This window comes from Tritonibacter scottomollicae, from assembly GCF_003003215.1.
Classification (GTDB): domain Bacteria; phylum Pseudomonadota; class Alphaproteobacteria; order Rhodobacterales; family Rhodobacteraceae; genus Epibacterium; species Epibacterium scottomollicae.
Genome location: NZ_PVUF01000011.1, coordinates 129625 through 145227 on the forward strand (window position 1 = coordinate 129625; position 15603 = coordinate 145227).

Annotated in this window: 14 protein-coding genes; 7 read left to right on the forward strand and 7 right to left on the reverse strand. The window is 61.1% G+C overall.

The window, feature by feature from the left end:
• The first annotated feature begins 561 nt into the window (after positions 1-561).
• Together CLV89_RS16200 and CLV89_RS16205 are read left to right on the forward strand one after the other, a co-directional pair.
• Positions 562-1512, forward strand: a complete 951-nt coding sequence (locus CLV89_RS16200; protein WP_106164704.1) for a diacylglycerol/lipid kinase family protein — start codon at positions 562-564, stop codon at positions 1510-1512.
• On the forward strand, positions 1509-2312 hold the full coding sequence (locus CLV89_RS16205; RefSeq protein WP_106164705.1) for a metallophosphoesterase family protein: 804 nt from the start codon (positions 1509-1511) through the stop codon (positions 2310-2312). Before CLV89_RS16200 ends, CLV89_RS16205 begins: the two co-directional genes overlap by 4 nt.
• Positions 2313-2376: 64 nt before the next feature.
• On the opposite strand, the gene CLV89_RS16210 is transcribed toward CLV89_RS16205, so the two are convergent.
• Positions 2377-2715, reverse strand: a complete 339-nt coding sequence (locus CLV89_RS16210; RefSeq protein ID WP_106164706.1) for a type II toxin-antitoxin system RelE/ParE family toxin — start codon at positions 2713-2715, stop codon at positions 2377-2379.
• The gene (locus tag CLV89_RS16215) at positions 2712-2972 is read right to left on the reverse strand and encodes a type II toxin-antitoxin system ParD family antitoxin (protein WP_106164707.1); all 261 of its coding nucleotides are present in this window, start codon (positions 2970-2972) and stop codon (positions 2712-2714) included. The genes CLV89_RS16210 and CLV89_RS16215 overlap by 4 nt, the downstream gene beginning before the upstream one ends.
• Before the next feature lie 175 nt (positions 2973-3147).
• Here CLV89_RS16215 and CLV89_RS16220 point away from each other — a divergent pair, with 175 nt between their 5' ends.
• The 3 genes from CLV89_RS16220 (at position 3148) to CLV89_RS16230 (ending at position 5144) form a co-directional block, all read left to right on the forward strand.
• The gene (locus CLV89_RS16220) at positions 3148-3702 is read left to right on the forward strand and encodes a fasciclin domain-containing protein (protein WP_106164708.1); all 555 of its coding nucleotides are present in this window, start codon (positions 3148-3150) and stop codon (positions 3700-3702) included.
• A 204-nt stretch (positions 3703-3906) separates the two neighbouring features.
• Positions 3907-4452: a sigma-70 family RNA polymerase sigma factor gene (locus CLV89_RS16225; protein WP_106164709.1), complete on the forward strand. Its 546-nt coding sequence runs from the start codon at positions 3907-3909 to the stop codon at positions 4450-4452.
• The gene (locus CLV89_RS16230) at positions 4449-5144 is read left to right on the forward strand and encodes an anti-sigma factor (RefSeq protein WP_106164710.1); all 696 of its coding nucleotides are present in this window, start codon (positions 4449-4451) and stop codon (positions 5142-5144) included. Before CLV89_RS16225 ends, CLV89_RS16230 begins: the two co-directional genes overlap by 4 nt.
• An 89-nt stretch (positions 5145-5233) precedes the next feature.
• Here the strand turns inward: CLV89_RS16230 and CLV89_RS16235 are convergent, their stop codons facing one another.
• From CLV89_RS16235 to CLV89_RS16245, 3 genes are all read right to left on the reverse strand, one after another.
• Positions 5234-8350 carry an efflux RND transporter permease subunit gene (locus tag CLV89_RS16235; protein ID WP_106164711.1) on the reverse strand — a complete coding sequence of 1039 codons (3117 nt, stop codon included), beginning with the start codon at positions 8348-8350 and terminating at the stop codon, positions 5234-5236.
• The gene (locus tag CLV89_RS16240; RefSeq protein ID WP_106164712.1) at positions 8350-9501 is read right to left on the reverse strand and encodes an efflux RND transporter periplasmic adaptor subunit; all 1152 of its coding nucleotides are present in this window, start codon (positions 9499-9501) and stop codon (positions 8350-8352) included. Before CLV89_RS16240 ends, CLV89_RS16235 begins: the two co-directional genes overlap by 1 nt.
• 87 nt (positions 9502-9588) lie before the next feature.
• Positions 9589-10566, reverse strand: coding sequence for an alpha/beta hydrolase family protein (locus tag CLV89_RS16245; protein ID WP_106164713.1), 978 nt, complete (start codon positions 10564-10566; stop codon positions 9589-9591).
• A 296-nt stretch (positions 10567-10862) separates the two neighbouring features.
• Between CLV89_RS16245 and CLV89_RS16250 the strand changes: the two genes are divergently transcribed.
• Positions 10863-11558: a response regulator gene (locus CLV89_RS16250; protein WP_106164714.1), complete on the forward strand. Its 696-nt coding sequence runs from the start codon at positions 10863-10865 to the stop codon at positions 11556-11558.
• Positions 11558-12739: a sensor histidine kinase gene (locus CLV89_RS16255; RefSeq protein WP_106164715.1), complete on the forward strand. Its 1182-nt coding sequence runs from the start codon at positions 11558-11560 to the stop codon at positions 12737-12739. The genes CLV89_RS16250 and CLV89_RS16255 overlap by 1 nt, the downstream gene beginning before the upstream one ends.
• A 48-nt stretch (positions 12740-12787) precedes the next feature.
• Here the strand turns inward: CLV89_RS16255 and CLV89_RS16260 are convergent, their stop codons facing one another.
• Positions 12788-13885, reverse strand: coding sequence for an ABC transporter ATP-binding protein (locus CLV89_RS16260; RefSeq protein ID WP_106164716.1), 1098 nt, complete (start codon positions 13883-13885; stop codon positions 12788-12790).
• A 22-nt stretch (positions 13886-13907) separates the two neighbouring features.
• Positions 13908-15566: a beta-galactosidase BglA gene (bglA, locus tag CLV89_RS16265; RefSeq protein ID WP_106164717.1), complete on the reverse strand. Its 1659-nt coding sequence runs from the start codon at positions 15564-15566 to the stop codon at positions 13908-13910.
• Positions 15567-15603: the final 37 nt, after the last annotated feature.

Below are 15603 nucleotides of genomic sequence, written 5' to 3' on the forward strand. Positions count from 1 at the left end.
ACGGCGGCACCGGCATCAGAGGCATTAGTGGCAGTCGCTCCTGAGCGAATAGACACCTTAGGGAAGCACATAGAGAGTGGCAAATCCAATTCGGGTGTGAGGACCGTATCAGCGTCACTGTGATCCGTCACCTTTAAGGGTTTCGTGTCAGTCGCGAGTGCATTTTCATCGCTTCGCTTCGCTTCGCTTCGCTTCGCTGGGACTGGCATGGTGTTTTGAGATTCCGTTGCTGAGGCTTGGTCCTATCTTGGCAAGGAAGTGCGCCCAAGCGCTTGGGCGGGGTGATGTGTTGCGTCGAAATGCGGGAACTTTTCGCGATCTTGGCCGTTCTAAGCCTGAGAAACACAAATCAAGCCTGCTTCAAGATGATGGCAATACATCAGGGCGGACTTAGATTGATCGCATGATGCGCGGCGGCGGCCTCCGGAGCGGTATCAAGCGCAATGAGGATGTATTTTGTCGCCAACCGCCAACCGCTTGCCGAGGCCCCAACGCCAAAGACTGCCCGTCCCTTTGTGACACATGACGATATGTCGGGGCGCCCAAACCAAGGAACGGCTTATGTTCGACGCCAAATCCTCCGTTACTTTTACGGAGCGCCAGTCCTCCCTGTGTATCCTGCACAACTCTCGTTCAGGTAAAAAGGAAGCTGGCGATACGTCCCGAGACCTCACGAGCGCGTTTCAAGCATATGGGCTGTCGCCGCACATCGTGGAACTCGACCCCGCGAAAGATCTGTCTGAGACCGTGCGGCAGGTCGTGGCGGAGGGCTATGACACGATCATTGCAGCGGGCGGTGACGGCACCATCTGCGGTGTGGCGCAGGCGCTCAAGGGCACCGGATGTAACATGGGCATTCTGCCGCGCGGCACATTCAATTATTTCGCCCGCTCACTCGGGGTCCCGGAGGACCTCGATGGTGCTGTGGAGGTGATCGCCAAAGGCCACATTCGTGCCCTGCGCGTGGCCATGCTGAACGATCAGGTGTTTCTCAATAACGCAAATTTCGGTCTTTATCCGCAGATCCTGCGCTCGCGCGAGGAGATCTACGATTTCTGGGGCCGCAGTCGCGCTGCCGCCTATTGGTCGGCGCTGAAAGTTTTGTTCCAATGGCCCCGGCCGCTGGAGCTGGATATTCTTGCTGACGGGGAGCGCACCACCGTTCGCACGCCGCTGGTCTTTGTGTTCAACAACGCGTTTCAGCTGCATCAGATGGGAATGGATGGCGCGGAATGCATCCGTGACGGCCAGCTGGCGTTGATGATCGCACCGGATTGCGGGCGTTGGGGCATGATGCGCAGCGCGCTGGCGGTGCTGTTTGGCCGGGCCACGCGCGGGCGCGATTTTCAGCTGCTGTGCAGCGACAGTTTCGAACTGCACGGGCGGCGCAAGAAACTTCTGGTGGCCCGTGATGGCGAACGGGCGCGCATGAAGGGCCCTTTCCACCTGCACCTGAGTGACGATGCGCTGCAGGTGGTGGTGCCGCAGCATTTCGGGGATGCCACCCGATGAAACGCCTGCTGCATCTCTCCGATCTGCATTTTGGCCGCGACCGGCCCGAGCTCTTGGACCCGCTGATCGCGCAGATCAACGCGTTGGCACCGGATCTCGTGGCAATCTCCGGCGATCTTACCCAGCGGGCCCGTGATCGGCAGTTCATGCGCGCCCATGAGATGATCGACCGCATCGAAGCCCCTTGCCTGATCGTGCCGGGTAATCATGACACGCCGCTCGATAATCTGATCGAACGGGTGCTGATGCCCTGGCGTCGCTATCGCAAGTGGATCGCCTCGGATCTGGAACCGCAAACCCACGACCCCCACTGGTCCGTGGTCGGCATCAACTCGGTGAACCCACTGGGGTGGCAGCGCGGCCGCTTTAGTGCGCGCGATATCCGACGCGTCGAGGAAGGCTTTGCCGGTACCGCCCGTGACGCGTTTCGCATCGTTGTTGCCCATCACCCACTGGAGCATCAGCCGGGCGAACCCAAGCGGCTGACGCGGGGTGCGCGTCGGGCGCGGGCGGCGCTGGCGCGATTGCACACCGATATCATTCTGTCCGGCCATCTGCACAGCTGGCACGCGGATGTTTTTGCCGCGCCACGCCCCGATGCGCCAGCGATGCTGCAGGTTCATGCTGGCACCGGCCTGTCCGACCGACTGCGCGGAGAAGAAAACGACTTCAACCTGCTCACGCTGGATGGGCCGACGGTACATGTGCAACGCTACGCTTGCCGCGCTGACCGCTGCGGTTACGATCCCGCGCGCGAGGTCCGCTTTCGCCGCTCAGAAAACGGCTGGCGTCCGGCCTGAGTGCCCCTGCCAGATTTCGAAATAACCTACGGGACAAGGCGGCGCCGGAGCAGGCAGGCTGCACTCAGCCCGTGGTATCCTCTCCAAGCGCGGCCAGGCGGCGTGGAAGATCGCATCGCACATGCAGAAAGTCGATGACGATCAATTGGTCAGGCCTGTCGATGAAGACAACATAATGCTGCCCCGCACGGACATAGCGCAGATCGTCCGGAAGATCCGGAGCGACCAGTGCCCGGCAAGGGCGTGACGGAACATGTCCTTGTGCAAGACCAGTGCAGCGGTCAATCAGCTCTTCGCCGTAGACCTGTGCCTGTCGCGGACCAAACGTGGCAAAGGTCCAATCCGCAATGTCCTGTAAGCTGTCTTCGGCCTGGCGGGTCAGGACCCAGGGTTTGGACGTCACGACGCGGTATCACGCGGCCCGGCGAAGGTGCGACGGATCACATCAGCGCCTGACCCTTCGGCGAGATGTCCGCTTCGGGCCTGCTCGACGCCACGGGACACCCGCGATTTGAGATCGCGCATTTCGTCTTCTTCACGTTCGAGCAGACGCAGTCCGGCGCGCAGAGCTTCGGAGGCGTTCTGATACCGGCCCGAGGCGACGAGCTCATCTATGAATTGCGATTGCGGGTCTGTGAGAACGACGTTGCGCGTTGCCATGGGGGCCTCCGGCTTGACTATTGGCAATATATGCCACTCGATTGCCGCTGTCCACTAATCTGCACGCAGCAGCGCGGGGCAAATTTATTTTCTCTTGTCTGAAACTTTCTTCGCCGGGGGTTCGTGTCTTCTACAGATCACGCCCACACCGGGTGTGACAACAGGAGGAATTCGAATGAAAACCTACATGTCTCTGATCGCCGCACTCGCCATCTGTACTGCCGGTACTGTTTCGGCGGAAACTGACAACCCGATGGTGGGTGGCGCGCCAATGTATGCCGAGAAGAACATTGTGGAGAACGCGGTCAATTCCAAGGATCACACGACGCTGGTTGCTGCCGTGCAGGCCGCAGGTCTCGTGGATACGCTGAAATCCGATGGCCCTTTCACTGTCTTCGCTCCGGTGAACAGCGCTTTTGAAAAACTGCCAGATGGCACCGTTGACACGCTGCTGAAGCCTGAGAACAAGGATATGCTGACCAAGGTTCTGACCGCCCATGTGGTGGCCGGTGACTGGTCTGCTGCCGAAATCGCCCGCCAGGCAAAGGCCTCGAGTGATGGGTTCTATCACTTCAAGGCGGTTTCGGGCGACGCGCTGTCGGCGCAGGTAAAAGGCGATAACGTCTATATCTACGACGAGAACGGCACCGCAAGCCTGGTGACCATTCCCGATGTGAACCAGTCCAACGGCGTCATCCACGTTGTGAACACCGTGCTGGTGCCGAAGTAAGTTTCGCCACATTGCGTGGCCGCGCCTGACTGTTGCACTGGATGGAACAGAGGTGCGGCAGCGATCAGACCTCCGGGTGCTGTGACGCATCCGGAGGTCTCTCGGGCCGTGCGCGGGCAGGGAAACGTCGCAGTGCGAGAACTTTTCGCCGTGGAGGCGCATGGAAGAATTGACAGCCCGCCCTCGCATGCATCTGTTGGGCGCATGACATCAAGAGACGACATCGAGCATTTGATCGCCCGCATTGCGCTGCGGGATCAGTCTGCCTTCTCAGCGCTCTATGATGCCACCAGCAAAAAGCTGTTCGGGATCTGCCTTCACGTGCTCGACCATCGCGGCGAGGCGGAGGAAGTCCTGCAGGAGGTTTATATCCGCATCTGGCACAAGGCGGACAGCTATGCGGTGACCGGGCACAGTCCGATGACCTGGCTCATCACCATCTCGCGCAATTTGGCGATCGACAAGCTGCGCAGCCGCAGGGCCGCAATGACCACCCTTGATGCCGAAGCTGTCACGATTGCGGATGCACGTCCGGGGCCGGAGGCCAGCGCCATTTCCCGCTCCGAGCACAGCGCCATGTCTGCCTGCCTCGAAGAATTGGATACGAACCGGGCTGACGCCGTGCGGCGGGCCTATCTTGATGGCGATACATACAAGGATCTGGCGCATCGCTATGATGTGCCCTTGAACACCATCCGAACCTGGCTGCGGCGCAGCCTGATGACATTGAGGGACTGCCTGACCCGATGACCGGCCCGGACGACACATATGGTGACAAGGCCTTGGCGGCCGAATACGTCCTGCGTCTGCTGGATCAGGATGCACATCGTGCATTTGAGGCGCGCCTGCTGGAGGAGCCGGAGCTGCGTGCCCTGGTCCTTGACTGGGAACAGCAGCTGGCAACATTGGCAGAGGATATTGCCGAAGAAACCCCACCAGCGCATCTGCGCGGCGCCGTGTTGAAAACGGTTGCGACTGACCCGGCGGCTGCGTCCCGGCGGGGGTGGTTCACCGGGCTGTGGGCGCGCGTCCTTGGCGGAGGTCTGCTGGCAGCGGTCGCCATCACGCTCGCGGTTGTTGTGGTTGACAGGCGGGAGGAGCAGGGCCCGTCCTACCGTGCGGATCTGATCAGCGCCGATCAATCCATCTCTCTGATGGTGCGCAGTGGTGAAACCGCCGACGCATTGCAGGTGGAGGTCGCAGCGGGATCGCCGCCCGATGGTCGGGTGTTCGAACTGTGGCTGATTGCAGAGAATGCCGCGGGGCCGGTGTCTCTTGGGGTGCTGAACGCCTCGGCGCTCACCTCTATCCAGGTGCCAGAGGCACTGCTGGCGGGGCTGGCAACCGGCACACTGGCGATCTCGGACGAACCGCCCGGAGGCTCTCCCACCGGAAGCCCGACGGGCACGGTTCTGGCAGCCGGGCAGGTCCAGAAAATCTGACCTCACGGGCTTGTCAGTTGAGTGTTCAACACTGTTCGCGGCTTCACCTGCATTGGCCCCGTCAGATGGCGCCGCACATGATGTAGGCGCTATGACGGCTCAGGCTGTTCTGGCACAGGTCGAAACAGGGCCACGATGTCCGCAATAATCGCCAGCAATACGGGAACCAGGATCAGCATCAGCGCCGTGCCGAACATCTCTCCAAAGGCGAGCGAGACTGCAGCCGGGATCAGGTATTGCGCCTGTTCCGAGGTTTCGGTCATCAGGGGCAGCAGGCCGATGACGGTGGTCGCCGTCGTCAGAAAAATCGCCTTGAACCGGCCGAGCCCAGCATGGAGAAGCGCCTGTTCGACGCCGATGTCTTCTTCTCTCAGCTGATTGTAGCGCGTGATCAAAACAAGGCTGTCATTCACCACAACCCCCGTCAGGGCCAGCATCCCAAAGAACGAAAACAACGACAGTGTCGTGCCGGTCATCATATGCCCGACGGCGGCGGCGATAAAACCGAAGGGAACGATGGCGAGAACGACAAGCGGCTGCCAATAGCTCTTGAGCGGGACGGCCATCAGCACGTAGATCAGGACCGCGGCCAGCAGAAGTGCGCGTTGCAGGTCGCCACTGATGTCGGCCATATCTTCCAACTCTCCAGCCGGCAGGACGCTTACACCGGGGTATTTTGCGGTGAGCTGTGGCACCAGTTGCTCAAAGACGGCTTGTGCCACCTCTTCTGGGGCAACCACCGTACGATCAATTGACGCCGCGACAGCATTCATCCGTTTGCCATCCCGCCGGTTGATCGCCCCTGATACATAGCCACCTTCGATATCGGCCACCGCGTCCAGCGGCACCCACGCGCCAGTGGCGCTTCGCAGGGTTGTTTGCGTCAGGTCTGTGATCGTATCGCGGTGGGCCAGCGCATTCTGCGCGACAACCCGCACCTCTGATCCATCGCGACGCACCTTGGCAACCTCTGCACCGCCAAACCCATAGCCGATCTGAGTGGCAAGCGTTTCGGCATTGAAGCCGAGGTGCCGTGCATCGGGGCGCAGTCGCAGCCGCAGCTCCGGCTGGCCGCCCGCCATCTCATCGCGAATATTGGTCACCCCTTCGATGCTGCCGAGGAAATGCTTCATCTCGGTGCTGGCGCGGCGCAGCAGCTCTTCGTCCCCGGAGATCAGACGGATGCGGAACCCACCGGCCAGGGTTTCTGAACCGGTAAATTCCAGCTCCGTCGCGCCTTCGACCTGACCGACTTGAGCGCGCCATGCCTGTACCACCTTCAGGATCGGCACCTCGGGGCGTTCGGCCACGGGGAGCAGCTCTGCGAAGATCTGAGCGCTGCCTGCGTTGCTGATGATCGTAAAGACTGATCGTATCGGCAGAGTGTCCATACCGGCGCGATCCGCAAACTCTGCGTTGAGTTCATGCGCAATGCTCTCAATCCGGTCGATATTGGCGCGTGTCAGGGTGAAGGGCGCTCGCGCATCCATTTCCAGGTTCACCGTGATCACCTGTCCCGGAACATCGGGGAAGAAGACCGTCTTGACCTTGCCGTTCGCCATCAGGCCCAACCCGAGCATGGCGGCCGCGATGAAGAGGATGAGCACCGCGTAGCGATGCCGCAATGACGCGATGAGAACCGGCTGGTAAATGTGGTCGCGAAACCCATCCAGCCCGGCCTGTGCAATGTCCTGAACCCGCCCCCAGATACGTGTCAGCAGATAGCGACGGGTCTGCGTCATGGATGTCTGGGCCAGGTGAGCGGGCAGGATGAACTTGCTTTCGATCAGAGAAAAGATCAGTGCCAGAATAACGATGCCGGAAAAGCCCGCCAGCGCCTTACCCAGCGGGTTGTCGATCATCAGCATGGGAAAAAAGGCGGCGATCGTCGTCAGCACGCCAAACACGGTCGCCACTGCCACCCGCTCGACACCACGTTCGGTGCCGAGCACCGGATCCGGGGTGCTGCGGCGTTCTTCGAACACGCTTTCGCCGACCACGACAGCATCATCCACCAGAATGCCCAATGCGATGATCAGGCCAAAGGTCGTTACGTCATTGAGCGAGTAGTCGAGCCATTTCGACCCCGAGACCGCAATCGCCCCCATGACCGATATCGGAATGCCCATCGCAACCCAGAATGCCAACCGAACATTCAGAAACACCGACAGCATCAACGCGACCAAGAGCAGGCCCTGAACCCCGTTGGAGCGCAGCAGCGCAAGGCGATCCGCGATGTAGTTGGCGCTGTCCCCCCATGCCACCGCATGTATGTGCGGCGGCAGCTGGCGGCTGAATTCATCGAGCGTGCTGCGGACCACGCGGCTGACATCAAGCAGGTTTTCCTTTTGCCCAATCAGCACTTCCATCCCGACCGTCGGATCTCCGTTCAGCCGAAACAGGAAGTCGCCCTCGGCAAGCCCATCGTGAATCGTGGCAAGCTCTCGCAGTAGAACGACAGAGCCATCATCGCGTTCGATGATGGGCAAGGCGGCATATTCTGCGGCGTATTTGGCAGTGGTGTCAGCACGCAGGAAGATGGTCCCGGCGTCGGTGCGCAGCTCGCCCGCCTGAAAACTGAGCGAGTTTTCCTGGATCGTTCGGGTGACATCGGCCACGGTCAGCCCGTATTGGCGCAGCTGTTCGGGGTCGACCTCGATCCGCAACTCACGCGGGATCAGCCCCCAGATCGTCAGGCGAGAGAGCTCCGGCTGGGCCAGCAGTTCTTCCTTCAGCCGTTGCGCCAGCACCTGCAAGCTCGCGGGGTCGGCATCGCCATGCAGGTTCACATAGAGCGCCGGAAAATCAAAACCCGATGCCTCGATCACTGGACGGCGCGCCTTGTCCGGTAGGTCAGTCATCCCATCAATGCGGATGCGGACCCGGTCCAGAACCGCCTGCAAGTCCTGCCCTCCCGCCCGGCGTATGGTGAGCGAACTGAAGCCGTTCTCTGATCGCGATGTGATGCTTCGCACGCCATCAACGCCTTCCAGTGCCTGCTCGACCTTTTGCGTGATCAGTTGATCTACTTGCTCTGCGGTTGTGTCAGGATACTCGATGGTGATGGTGACGCTTTCCGGTGGAATGCGGGGGAACCCTTCGATGCGGATGTTCAGTACTGTCTGAACGCCAAGGAAAAGGATCAACGCCATCAATAGGTTGGCGGCGACGGGGTTGCGAATGAACCAGGACGTCAAGGCGTGCATTATCTGTCCGTCCCCTCAATCGGGGTGACACGCTGGCCCGGCAGAAAGGAAGAGAGCGGTGTTTTCGCCACGCGCCATTTCGTGCCACCCTCCGGTGCCCTGAGCGTGATCGCTCCGCCAGATCGAAACAGAATATCGGGCCGGGTGCGGTGGAGCAGATTGTCCGCATCGACCCACCACAGGAACCCTGCACGCGACACGGCGCTTTCCGGCACTGTCAACGTGTGCGCGATGCTTCGACCCGGAACGGTGACCCTTAGAAAGTCACCTGCGAGGAGCTTCTGCGATGCGTTCGGTCGCTCCAGAAAAAGGCGCATCTGGCGCGTGGTTGGGTCCAGAAAGCCGCCCCCGCTGCGAATGCGTGCCACGCCCAAGGGACGCCCATCGCGCTGGGACAATGTCGCCCGCTGGCCTGACACCGGATGCTTCAGCAGCGCCCACTCAGTCGGGGTGACGTCCACACTCAGCTCAAACGCGCTGTTGTCGGACAATCTGACAAGCGGATCGCCCGGGGTCACCGTTTGCCCAAGGCTGGCAATGCGCTGCGTGACCACGCCTGCAAAGGGGGCGGTCACGTTGGTATCCGCCAATGCACGCCGCGCCGTCTCCAGCTGCGCCTGTGCTGAGGCGGCCGCCTTCTCTGCGATCTTCAACTGCGGCAGACGCAGGGCCAGCGCCGCAGGTGGGGTGGTCCCATCGCGCGCGAACTGCTTGCGGGCCACGATGACATCGTTTTGCGCGCGGAGCAGCGCCAGCTTCGCCTCTTCCAGCTCCATCTCGGCCACGGCGACAGCGCTTTTATATTGGGTCTTCTCGATGGACATTAGCGCGGCATCGGCGTTGACCTGCGCCCCGGCGAGCGCCCCGTCATAGACCTCGGTGATGCGCCCGGACACGGCGGACCGAATGTCTGTCTCCCAGCGTGGGCGTACTTCGGCAAATCCCGAGACCTGCGCCACGACCGTTTCCGGAGCGACGGTAATGATGGACACGACGGGCGGCTCCGGCGGTGTATTTTTTGCCTGTATGTCTACGGTGTCTTCGGCTTCAGACACCACCAGCAACACACCGATCAAGGTCGCCGTGGCCAGAGCGAGCCAGAGCCATCTTGCCCGTTTTCGGCTTTGGGCATGCGTCGATTTGGGGGGCATTCTGCGTCCTTGGATTTTGGTCAAGGTTCAAGGGAGAGGTCTTCAGGCCGCGACACTGGAGCGGACGGCAACACATGCCCGCACGCTTTACTCTTGCGCTGCGATCCAACGGACGACCCGCCCCACAGCGTCATCGGCGAAGGCATCGGCCCCGAAAATATCTATCTTTATCAATCTCTTCATGAGGCCAAAGCCGGAGGTGACCAGCCGGTCTCTGGATGCAGGCAAAAGCGAGTGGTCGGCGTTTTTCAGGGTCACGACGCGCACCTCTCCCGGCGTTTGCCCGAGAATGTCGCGATAGGTTGCGGCGCCTTGCACGGCGTCGACGTTCAGATCTCTGTCACCAAAAAGTGCCAGGACAGGGATATCAACATGGCGCAGTGCTGCGGTGGCGTCGCTTCGGAAATTGGTTTTGGCAAAGATCCAGCGCGCCTGGCTCATCGCGCTTCGGCAGCAGCTGGGAGCACCCTCCACGAGCGATGTGTAGGTGTGGTAGGGCGCATCCTTCGACATCAGATCGACCAGAAGCCGGTCGAACTCTAGGGCTTGGCGAATTTCGGAATCGGTCGCGCCCTCCAGCCGCAGCCGGTTGCGGGTCATGAACTCCGATTGTTCTATCCAGTTTATGGCGCCTGAAATTGACACCATATAGGCGAAATCTGGCTGCGCGGCGATGGCCTTCGGCATCACCCACCCGGCTTGGCTGAACCCCAAGAGCCCGATGCTGTCTGGCTGTATGCGTCCATCGCTGCGCAGCGTGTCGGCTGCTGCGATGACCTCGTCTGCGCGGGCTTGCATGGATTGGTTCAGCCAGTTTCCGGTCGATGCGCCCACACCAGGTTTGTCCCAGGCGTAGACCGCAAAGCCAGCGTTTGTGAGCGCTTGCATGAAGGGCGTGTAGTATCCGTGGGCATCCCAGGGCATGGCGCCATCGCCATGCACGAAAATGACGGCGGGATGCGGGCCGGGATCTTCCGGCAAGAGCAGGCGCCCAGCGAGTTTGTGGTCTGCCCGGTGGACGTCCAGACGCAGGGGGTCCGGCATTACCGAAGTGGCCCAGAGCATGATGCATAGGCTCCCCAACACTGTCAGGCCGAATATGCGAAGGCGGCGATTTATCGTCACTGGGATCCTCGTTTGATGTCTCTGCGATGATGCGGATGCACCTGCGTGGTGCCCGAAGGGTCGCTGTATGGTCGCTGGTTCGAGATGCAAAACTGGAGGACCATCATCAAAGCCTATCGAAGATCATGTCCAGATTTGATGAAGGTTTTCGGCCTCTCCATCAAATCTCCATGGTCTTTGGTTCAACAACTCATGGAACTGGGCTATTTTCGCCGAAAAGAGGTGCTGCGCCGCGCATGAGTAACGACCTGATCCTTATCGTCGAAGATGAACGCGAAATCGCTGAGATCATCAGATCCTACCTGGAGCGAGGCGGCTTTCGCACTGTCACCGCGTCGGACGGGGCGTTGGCGCTGTCGCATTTTCATCACCTCAAGCCAGCGCTTGTTCTGCTGGATGTGAAAATTCCAAAGCTCGATGGCATCGATGTTCTGCGCCGGATTCGACAAACGTCCGACGTGCCGGTGATCATGATCACCGCAATGGCGGAAGATATCGAAAAGATTTCCGCGCTGCGACTGGGGGCGGACGACTACGTGGCGAAGCCGTTCAATGCGCTGGAAGTTGTCGAGCGCGTCAAGGCTGTGCTGCGTCGCGCAAATTCCGGGGGGCAGGCCAGCGAACGGCCGGTTACAATCGGGTCACTGATCATCGACCACAGCGTTCATTCCGCCTTTGTGACACGCGGGACAGAACGTCTCCCGATTCAACTGACCCACACCGAATACACGCTGGTTGCCCATATGGCGCGTCTGCCGCAGCGGGCCTTCACGCGGGCGGAGCTGGTCGATGCCTGTCTCTCGGAAACCGAGGTGCTGGAGCGTACGATCGACAGTCATATCTCGAACGCGCGGCGCAAGCTGGAACTTGCGGGTGTTTCCGGTTTTCTTGAGACGGTCCGCGGTGTTGGATATCGGTTGGAGCCACTGTGATGAGGTCTGGCCCATGGAGGTTGAGGACGCAGCTCTCGCTGTCGATGATCTGCGTCGCGCTGACCGCGCTGGGTGTTTTCATCATCGGGATGATTGCGTTCTACGTGACCCTTCAGGCGTCGTGGCTGGCCAGCCTGAGCCACGAAAACCGCGCCACGCTTCATGCTTTGATCGAGGATAAAACCGTCTCTTCGGAGGCGCTGACAACGCTGGTGAGCGCCTTCTCGCTCTCCTGGAGCGGCACTTATGAACAAGCCGAGCTCGCGGCCCTCAGCGCGCTGGTCATCCTGGCAACCTTGACGGCGATCTTTGGTGGCATCGTGGTCGCGCGAAAACTGAGCGCACCGATCGAGGGGGTCACACGCGCGGTGCTCAAGGTGGCAGATGGCAATATCCGGCAGGAGGTATCGCCAGTTGCGGGCGGAAGTTCCGAAACCGAAGACCTTGTCGCTGCGTTTCGATCCATGGTGCAAAGCTTGGAGCAAGCCGAACGGGACGCCACCGACTCCTCCGCCGCGATCGCGCACGAGCTGCGTACTCCGCTGACCATTCTGCGCGGTCGACTTCAGGGTCTGGGCGACGGAACATTCGCGCCGTCGGAGGAGATGATCGATGGGCTGATTGCACAGGTCGACACACTCTCCCGCATCGTTGACGAACTGAGCTTCCTGTCCCGGCTCAGTTCCGGCCATTTTACGTTGCAGTGCATCGAAATCAATCTGGCCGAAGAGGTGAACCGTGTCGTCACGACCGTGCGTCCGGACATGGATAGCGTCGGTATGATATTGGATGTTTCACTGGACCCGGTCGTTCTGCACGCAGATCCCGTGCGCGTGCGACAAGCGTTGTCCGCGCTGCTCGACAATGCCAGACGATATGCTGAAAGCGGTCGATACGTGAAGATCTCCACCTTCGCAGCGGGGTCATTCGGATATCTGCAGGTGCGCGACCATGGTCCCGGAATTGAGCAGGGCGATCATGACAGGGTGTTCGAACGCTGGTGGCGGGGCGACAAATCCCGCAATCGCACCGAAGGGGGCACGGGGCTTGGACTGGCTGTCGTGCGCGCGATCACCCGCGCTCATGGTGGCGAGGCCAGTGTCCGTGACCTCGACGACAGATCAGGCGCGGAATTTGTCCTTAAATTTCCGTTGCAGGCGACCGGAGAGGCCATGGATTAACCCCATGGCCTGCTGCTTTTCTGACTGTGGCTTTGGTGCCCGGACGCCTCAGCGATACAGCAGAGAGCGACCGTTGTGAAAGATATGGACCTTGTCTGGCTGCGCATACAGCCGGATTTGCTTGCCGCGTAGCCCGGCGTGGATGCCCGGCAGCTTTGCGATCAGCGGGTCGCGACCCGTCTCCGGTGTGAAATACAGCACGGTGACCTCGCCCAAAGCCTCGACGATATTGACCGTTGTGTCGATCACCGCACCGTCATCACCCTCCGTGTCTTCGGTCAGATCCTCCGGTCGCACACCGATATTGACAGACAGCCCCATGTCGCTGTCTCGGGTGGGCACGGTCGAGGTGACTTCCTCGCCGTTGTAGAGCCGAAGCCGGGTGAGCGTACCGGTGCCGATCACCTCGCCCGGCAGCAGGTTCATCGCCGGAGAGCCGATAAACTGCGCCACAAATTCGTTCTCGGGGCGTTCATAGAGGTCCAGCGGCGTGCCGACCTGAGCGATGCCCTTGTTGGCCAGCACCACGATGCGGGTGGCCAGGGTCATCGCCTCCACCTGATCGTGGGTCACGTAGATCATGGTGCTGTCGGGCATCGACTCCTTCAGCTGTGCGATCTCGATCCGTGTTGCCACCCGCAAGGCCGCATCGAGGTTCGAGAGCGGTTCGTCAAAGAGATAGACCTTCGGGTCACGCACGATGGAGCGGCCGATCGCCACCCGCTGCCGTTGCCCGCCCGACAGGGCCTTGGGCAGTCGGTCGAGATAGTCCTCCAGCTGCAGGATCTTGGCCGCACGGCTGATGGCGGCGTCGATCTCTTCCTTGCTCTTGCCAGCAATCTTGAGCGCAAAGGCCATGTTGTCGCGCACCGTCATATGCGGATAGAGCGCGTAGGACTGGAACACCATGGCGATGCCGCGCTGCGCGGGCGGGATGTCGTTCATCACCGCGCCGTCGATCTCCAGCGTGCCGCCGGTGATCCTCTCCAACCCCGCGATCATCCGCAACAGCGTGGACTTGCCGCAGCCCGAGGGCCCCACAAAGACGATCAACTCGCCCTGTTTGATGTCGAGGTCGATGTCGTTCAGGACATTGACCGCGCCGGCATAGGTCTTTTCCACTCCGGTCAGTTTCAGGTTCGCCATGGTGTCCTCCTCCCAGAGTGTTTTATGCGCGCCGTGCGAGGCAGGGTTGCCAGGGGGCCAGTGTCAATGTGCCCACCGTGGCCGTCACATCCGCGCTGCCGAGGTCACCGCCCAACTGTTCCCACGCGCCCGCGGGCAGGGTGATCTCTGCCGGTGTGTCGCTGAGGTTGAAGGCGCAGAAGATCTCCTCGCCCTCCGCCGCACGGGTGAACTGCACCACATTGCCGGTCGCCTGCACCCTGTCATGACTGCCCCGCGACAGGGCGGCATGGGCGCGGCGCAGAGCAATGGCGCGGCGATAGTGGTGGACCAGCGCGTCTGGATTGGCTTCCTGAGCGCTCACCGCCAGTTCGGCATGTTCCAGACTGACCGGCAGCCAGGGGCGTGCCTCCGTGAAGCCGCCATAGGTGTTGCCCTTGTCCCAGACCATCGGCGTGCGGCAGCCGTCGCGGCCCTTGAACTCGGGCCAGAACTCGATGCCATAGGGGTCCTGCAGGTCCTCAAAGGCGATATCGGCCTCGGGCAGGCCCAATTCCTCGCCCTGATAGATGCAGACCGACCCGCGCAGGCACATCATCATCGTCGTGTACAACCGCAGCGCCGCGTCCGACAGGTTCCAGCGGCTGACATGACGCACGACATCATGGTTGGAAAACGCCCAGCAGGCCCAGCCATCGGCTGCCACGTCGTCGACCTTGTCAAACACCTCTGCCACCCGTGCCGCGTTCAGCGGATCCTTGGCAAGGAACTCAAACGCGTAGCACATGTGCACGCCGGTATTGCCGGCGGTGTACTCGCCCAGGATCTCCAACCCGCGCTGCGCGTCGCCCACCTCGCCGACGGCGGTCTTTGCCGGGTATTCATCCAGCAGTGCGCGGAACCGGGCCAGGAATTCGAGGTTCTCCGGTTGGTTCTTGGAATAGAGGTGTTCCTGGTGGTTATAGGGGTTCACCGAGGGGGCGATGTTGGAATTGCGCTGATCCTTGGGCAGGGCCGGGTTCGAGCGCAGCTCCTTGTCGTGGATGTAGAAGTTGATGGTATCCAGACGGAAGCCATCCACGCCGCGTTCCAGCCAGAACCGGGTGGCGTCCAGCAGCGCGTCCTGCACCGCGTCGCAGTGGAAGTTCAGGTCCGGCTGCGAGACGAGGAAGTTGTGCAGGTAATATTGTTCGCGTCGTGCGTCCCAGTGCCAGGCAGGGCCGCCAAAGATCGACAGCCAGTTGTTCGGCGGCGTGCCATCGGGCTGCGGGTCGGCCCAGACGTACCAATCCGCCTTGGGGTTGTCGCGGCTGACGCGGCTTTCGATAAACCAGGGGTGCTGGTCGGAGCTGTGCGACAGCACCATGTCGATCATCACCCTGAGGCCGAGGTCATGTGCCCGTGCCACCAGTGCGTCGAAATCCCCCAGCGTGCCGAACATCGGATCGACATCGCAGTAGTCGCTGACGTCGTAGCCGTAGTCCTTCATCGGCGAGGTGAAGAAGGGTGAGATCCAGATCGCATCCACCCCAAGCGAGGCGATATGTTCCAGACGCGAGGTGATGCCCGGCAGATCGCCGATGCCGTCACCGTTGCTGTCCTGATAGCTGCGCGGATAGATCTGGTAGATCACCGCGCCGCGCCACCAGTCGGGATCGGCAGCCAGCACGGAAGCAGGATTGATGGAGGTCTGAGCGTTCATGTCGTGAGGTCCGTCATCGAAAGTTGTAGGAAGGGGC

Coding starts and splice junctions, on each gene's coding strand:
- bglA (WP_106164717.1), bottom strand. CDS start 15,566: ATGAACGCTCAGACCTCCATCAATCCTGCTTCCGTGCTGGCTGCCGAT.
- CLV89_RS16220 (WP_106164708.1), top strand. CDS start 3,148: ATGAAAACCTACATGTCTCTGATCGCCGCACTCGCCATCTGTACTGCC.
- CLV89_RS16250 (WP_106164714.1), top strand. CDS start 10,863: ATGAGTAACGACCTGATCCTTATCGTCGAAGATGAACGCGAAATCGCT.
- CLV89_RS16200 (WP_106164704.1), top strand. CDS start 562: ATGTTCGACGCCAAATCCTCCGTTACTTTTACGGAGCGCCAGTCCTCC.
- CLV89_RS16240 (WP_106164712.1), bottom strand. CDS start 9,501: ATGCCCCCCAAATCGACGCATGCCCAAAGCCGAAAACGGGCAAGATGG.
- CLV89_RS16205 (WP_106164705.1), top strand. CDS start 1,509: ATGAAACGCCTGCTGCATCTCTCCGATCTGCATTTTGGCCGCGACCGG.
- CLV89_RS16215 (WP_106164707.1), bottom strand. CDS start 2,972: ATGGCAACGCGCAACGTCGTTCTCACAGACCCGCAATCGCAATTCATA.
- CLV89_RS16260 (WP_106164716.1), bottom strand. CDS start 13,885: ATGGCGAACCTGAAACTGACCGGAGTGGAAAAGACCTATGCCGGCGCG.
- CLV89_RS16230 (WP_106164710.1), top strand. CDS start 4,449: ATGACCGGCCCGGACGACACATATGGTGACAAGGCCTTGGCGGCCGAA.
- CLV89_RS16235 (WP_106164711.1), bottom strand. CDS start 8,350: ATGCACGCCTTGACGTCCTGGTTCATTCGCAACCCCGTCGCCGCCAAC.
- CLV89_RS16245 (WP_106164713.1), bottom strand. CDS start 10,566: ATGCTCTGGGCCACTTCGGTAATGCCGGACCCCCTGCGTCTGGACGTC.
- CLV89_RS16225 (WP_106164709.1), top strand. CDS start 3,907: ATGACATCAAGAGACGACATCGAGCATTTGATCGCCCGCATTGCGCTG.
- CLV89_RS16255 (WP_106164715.1), top strand. CDS start 11,558: ATGAGGTCTGGCCCATGGAGGTTGAGGACGCAGCTCTCGCTGTCGATG.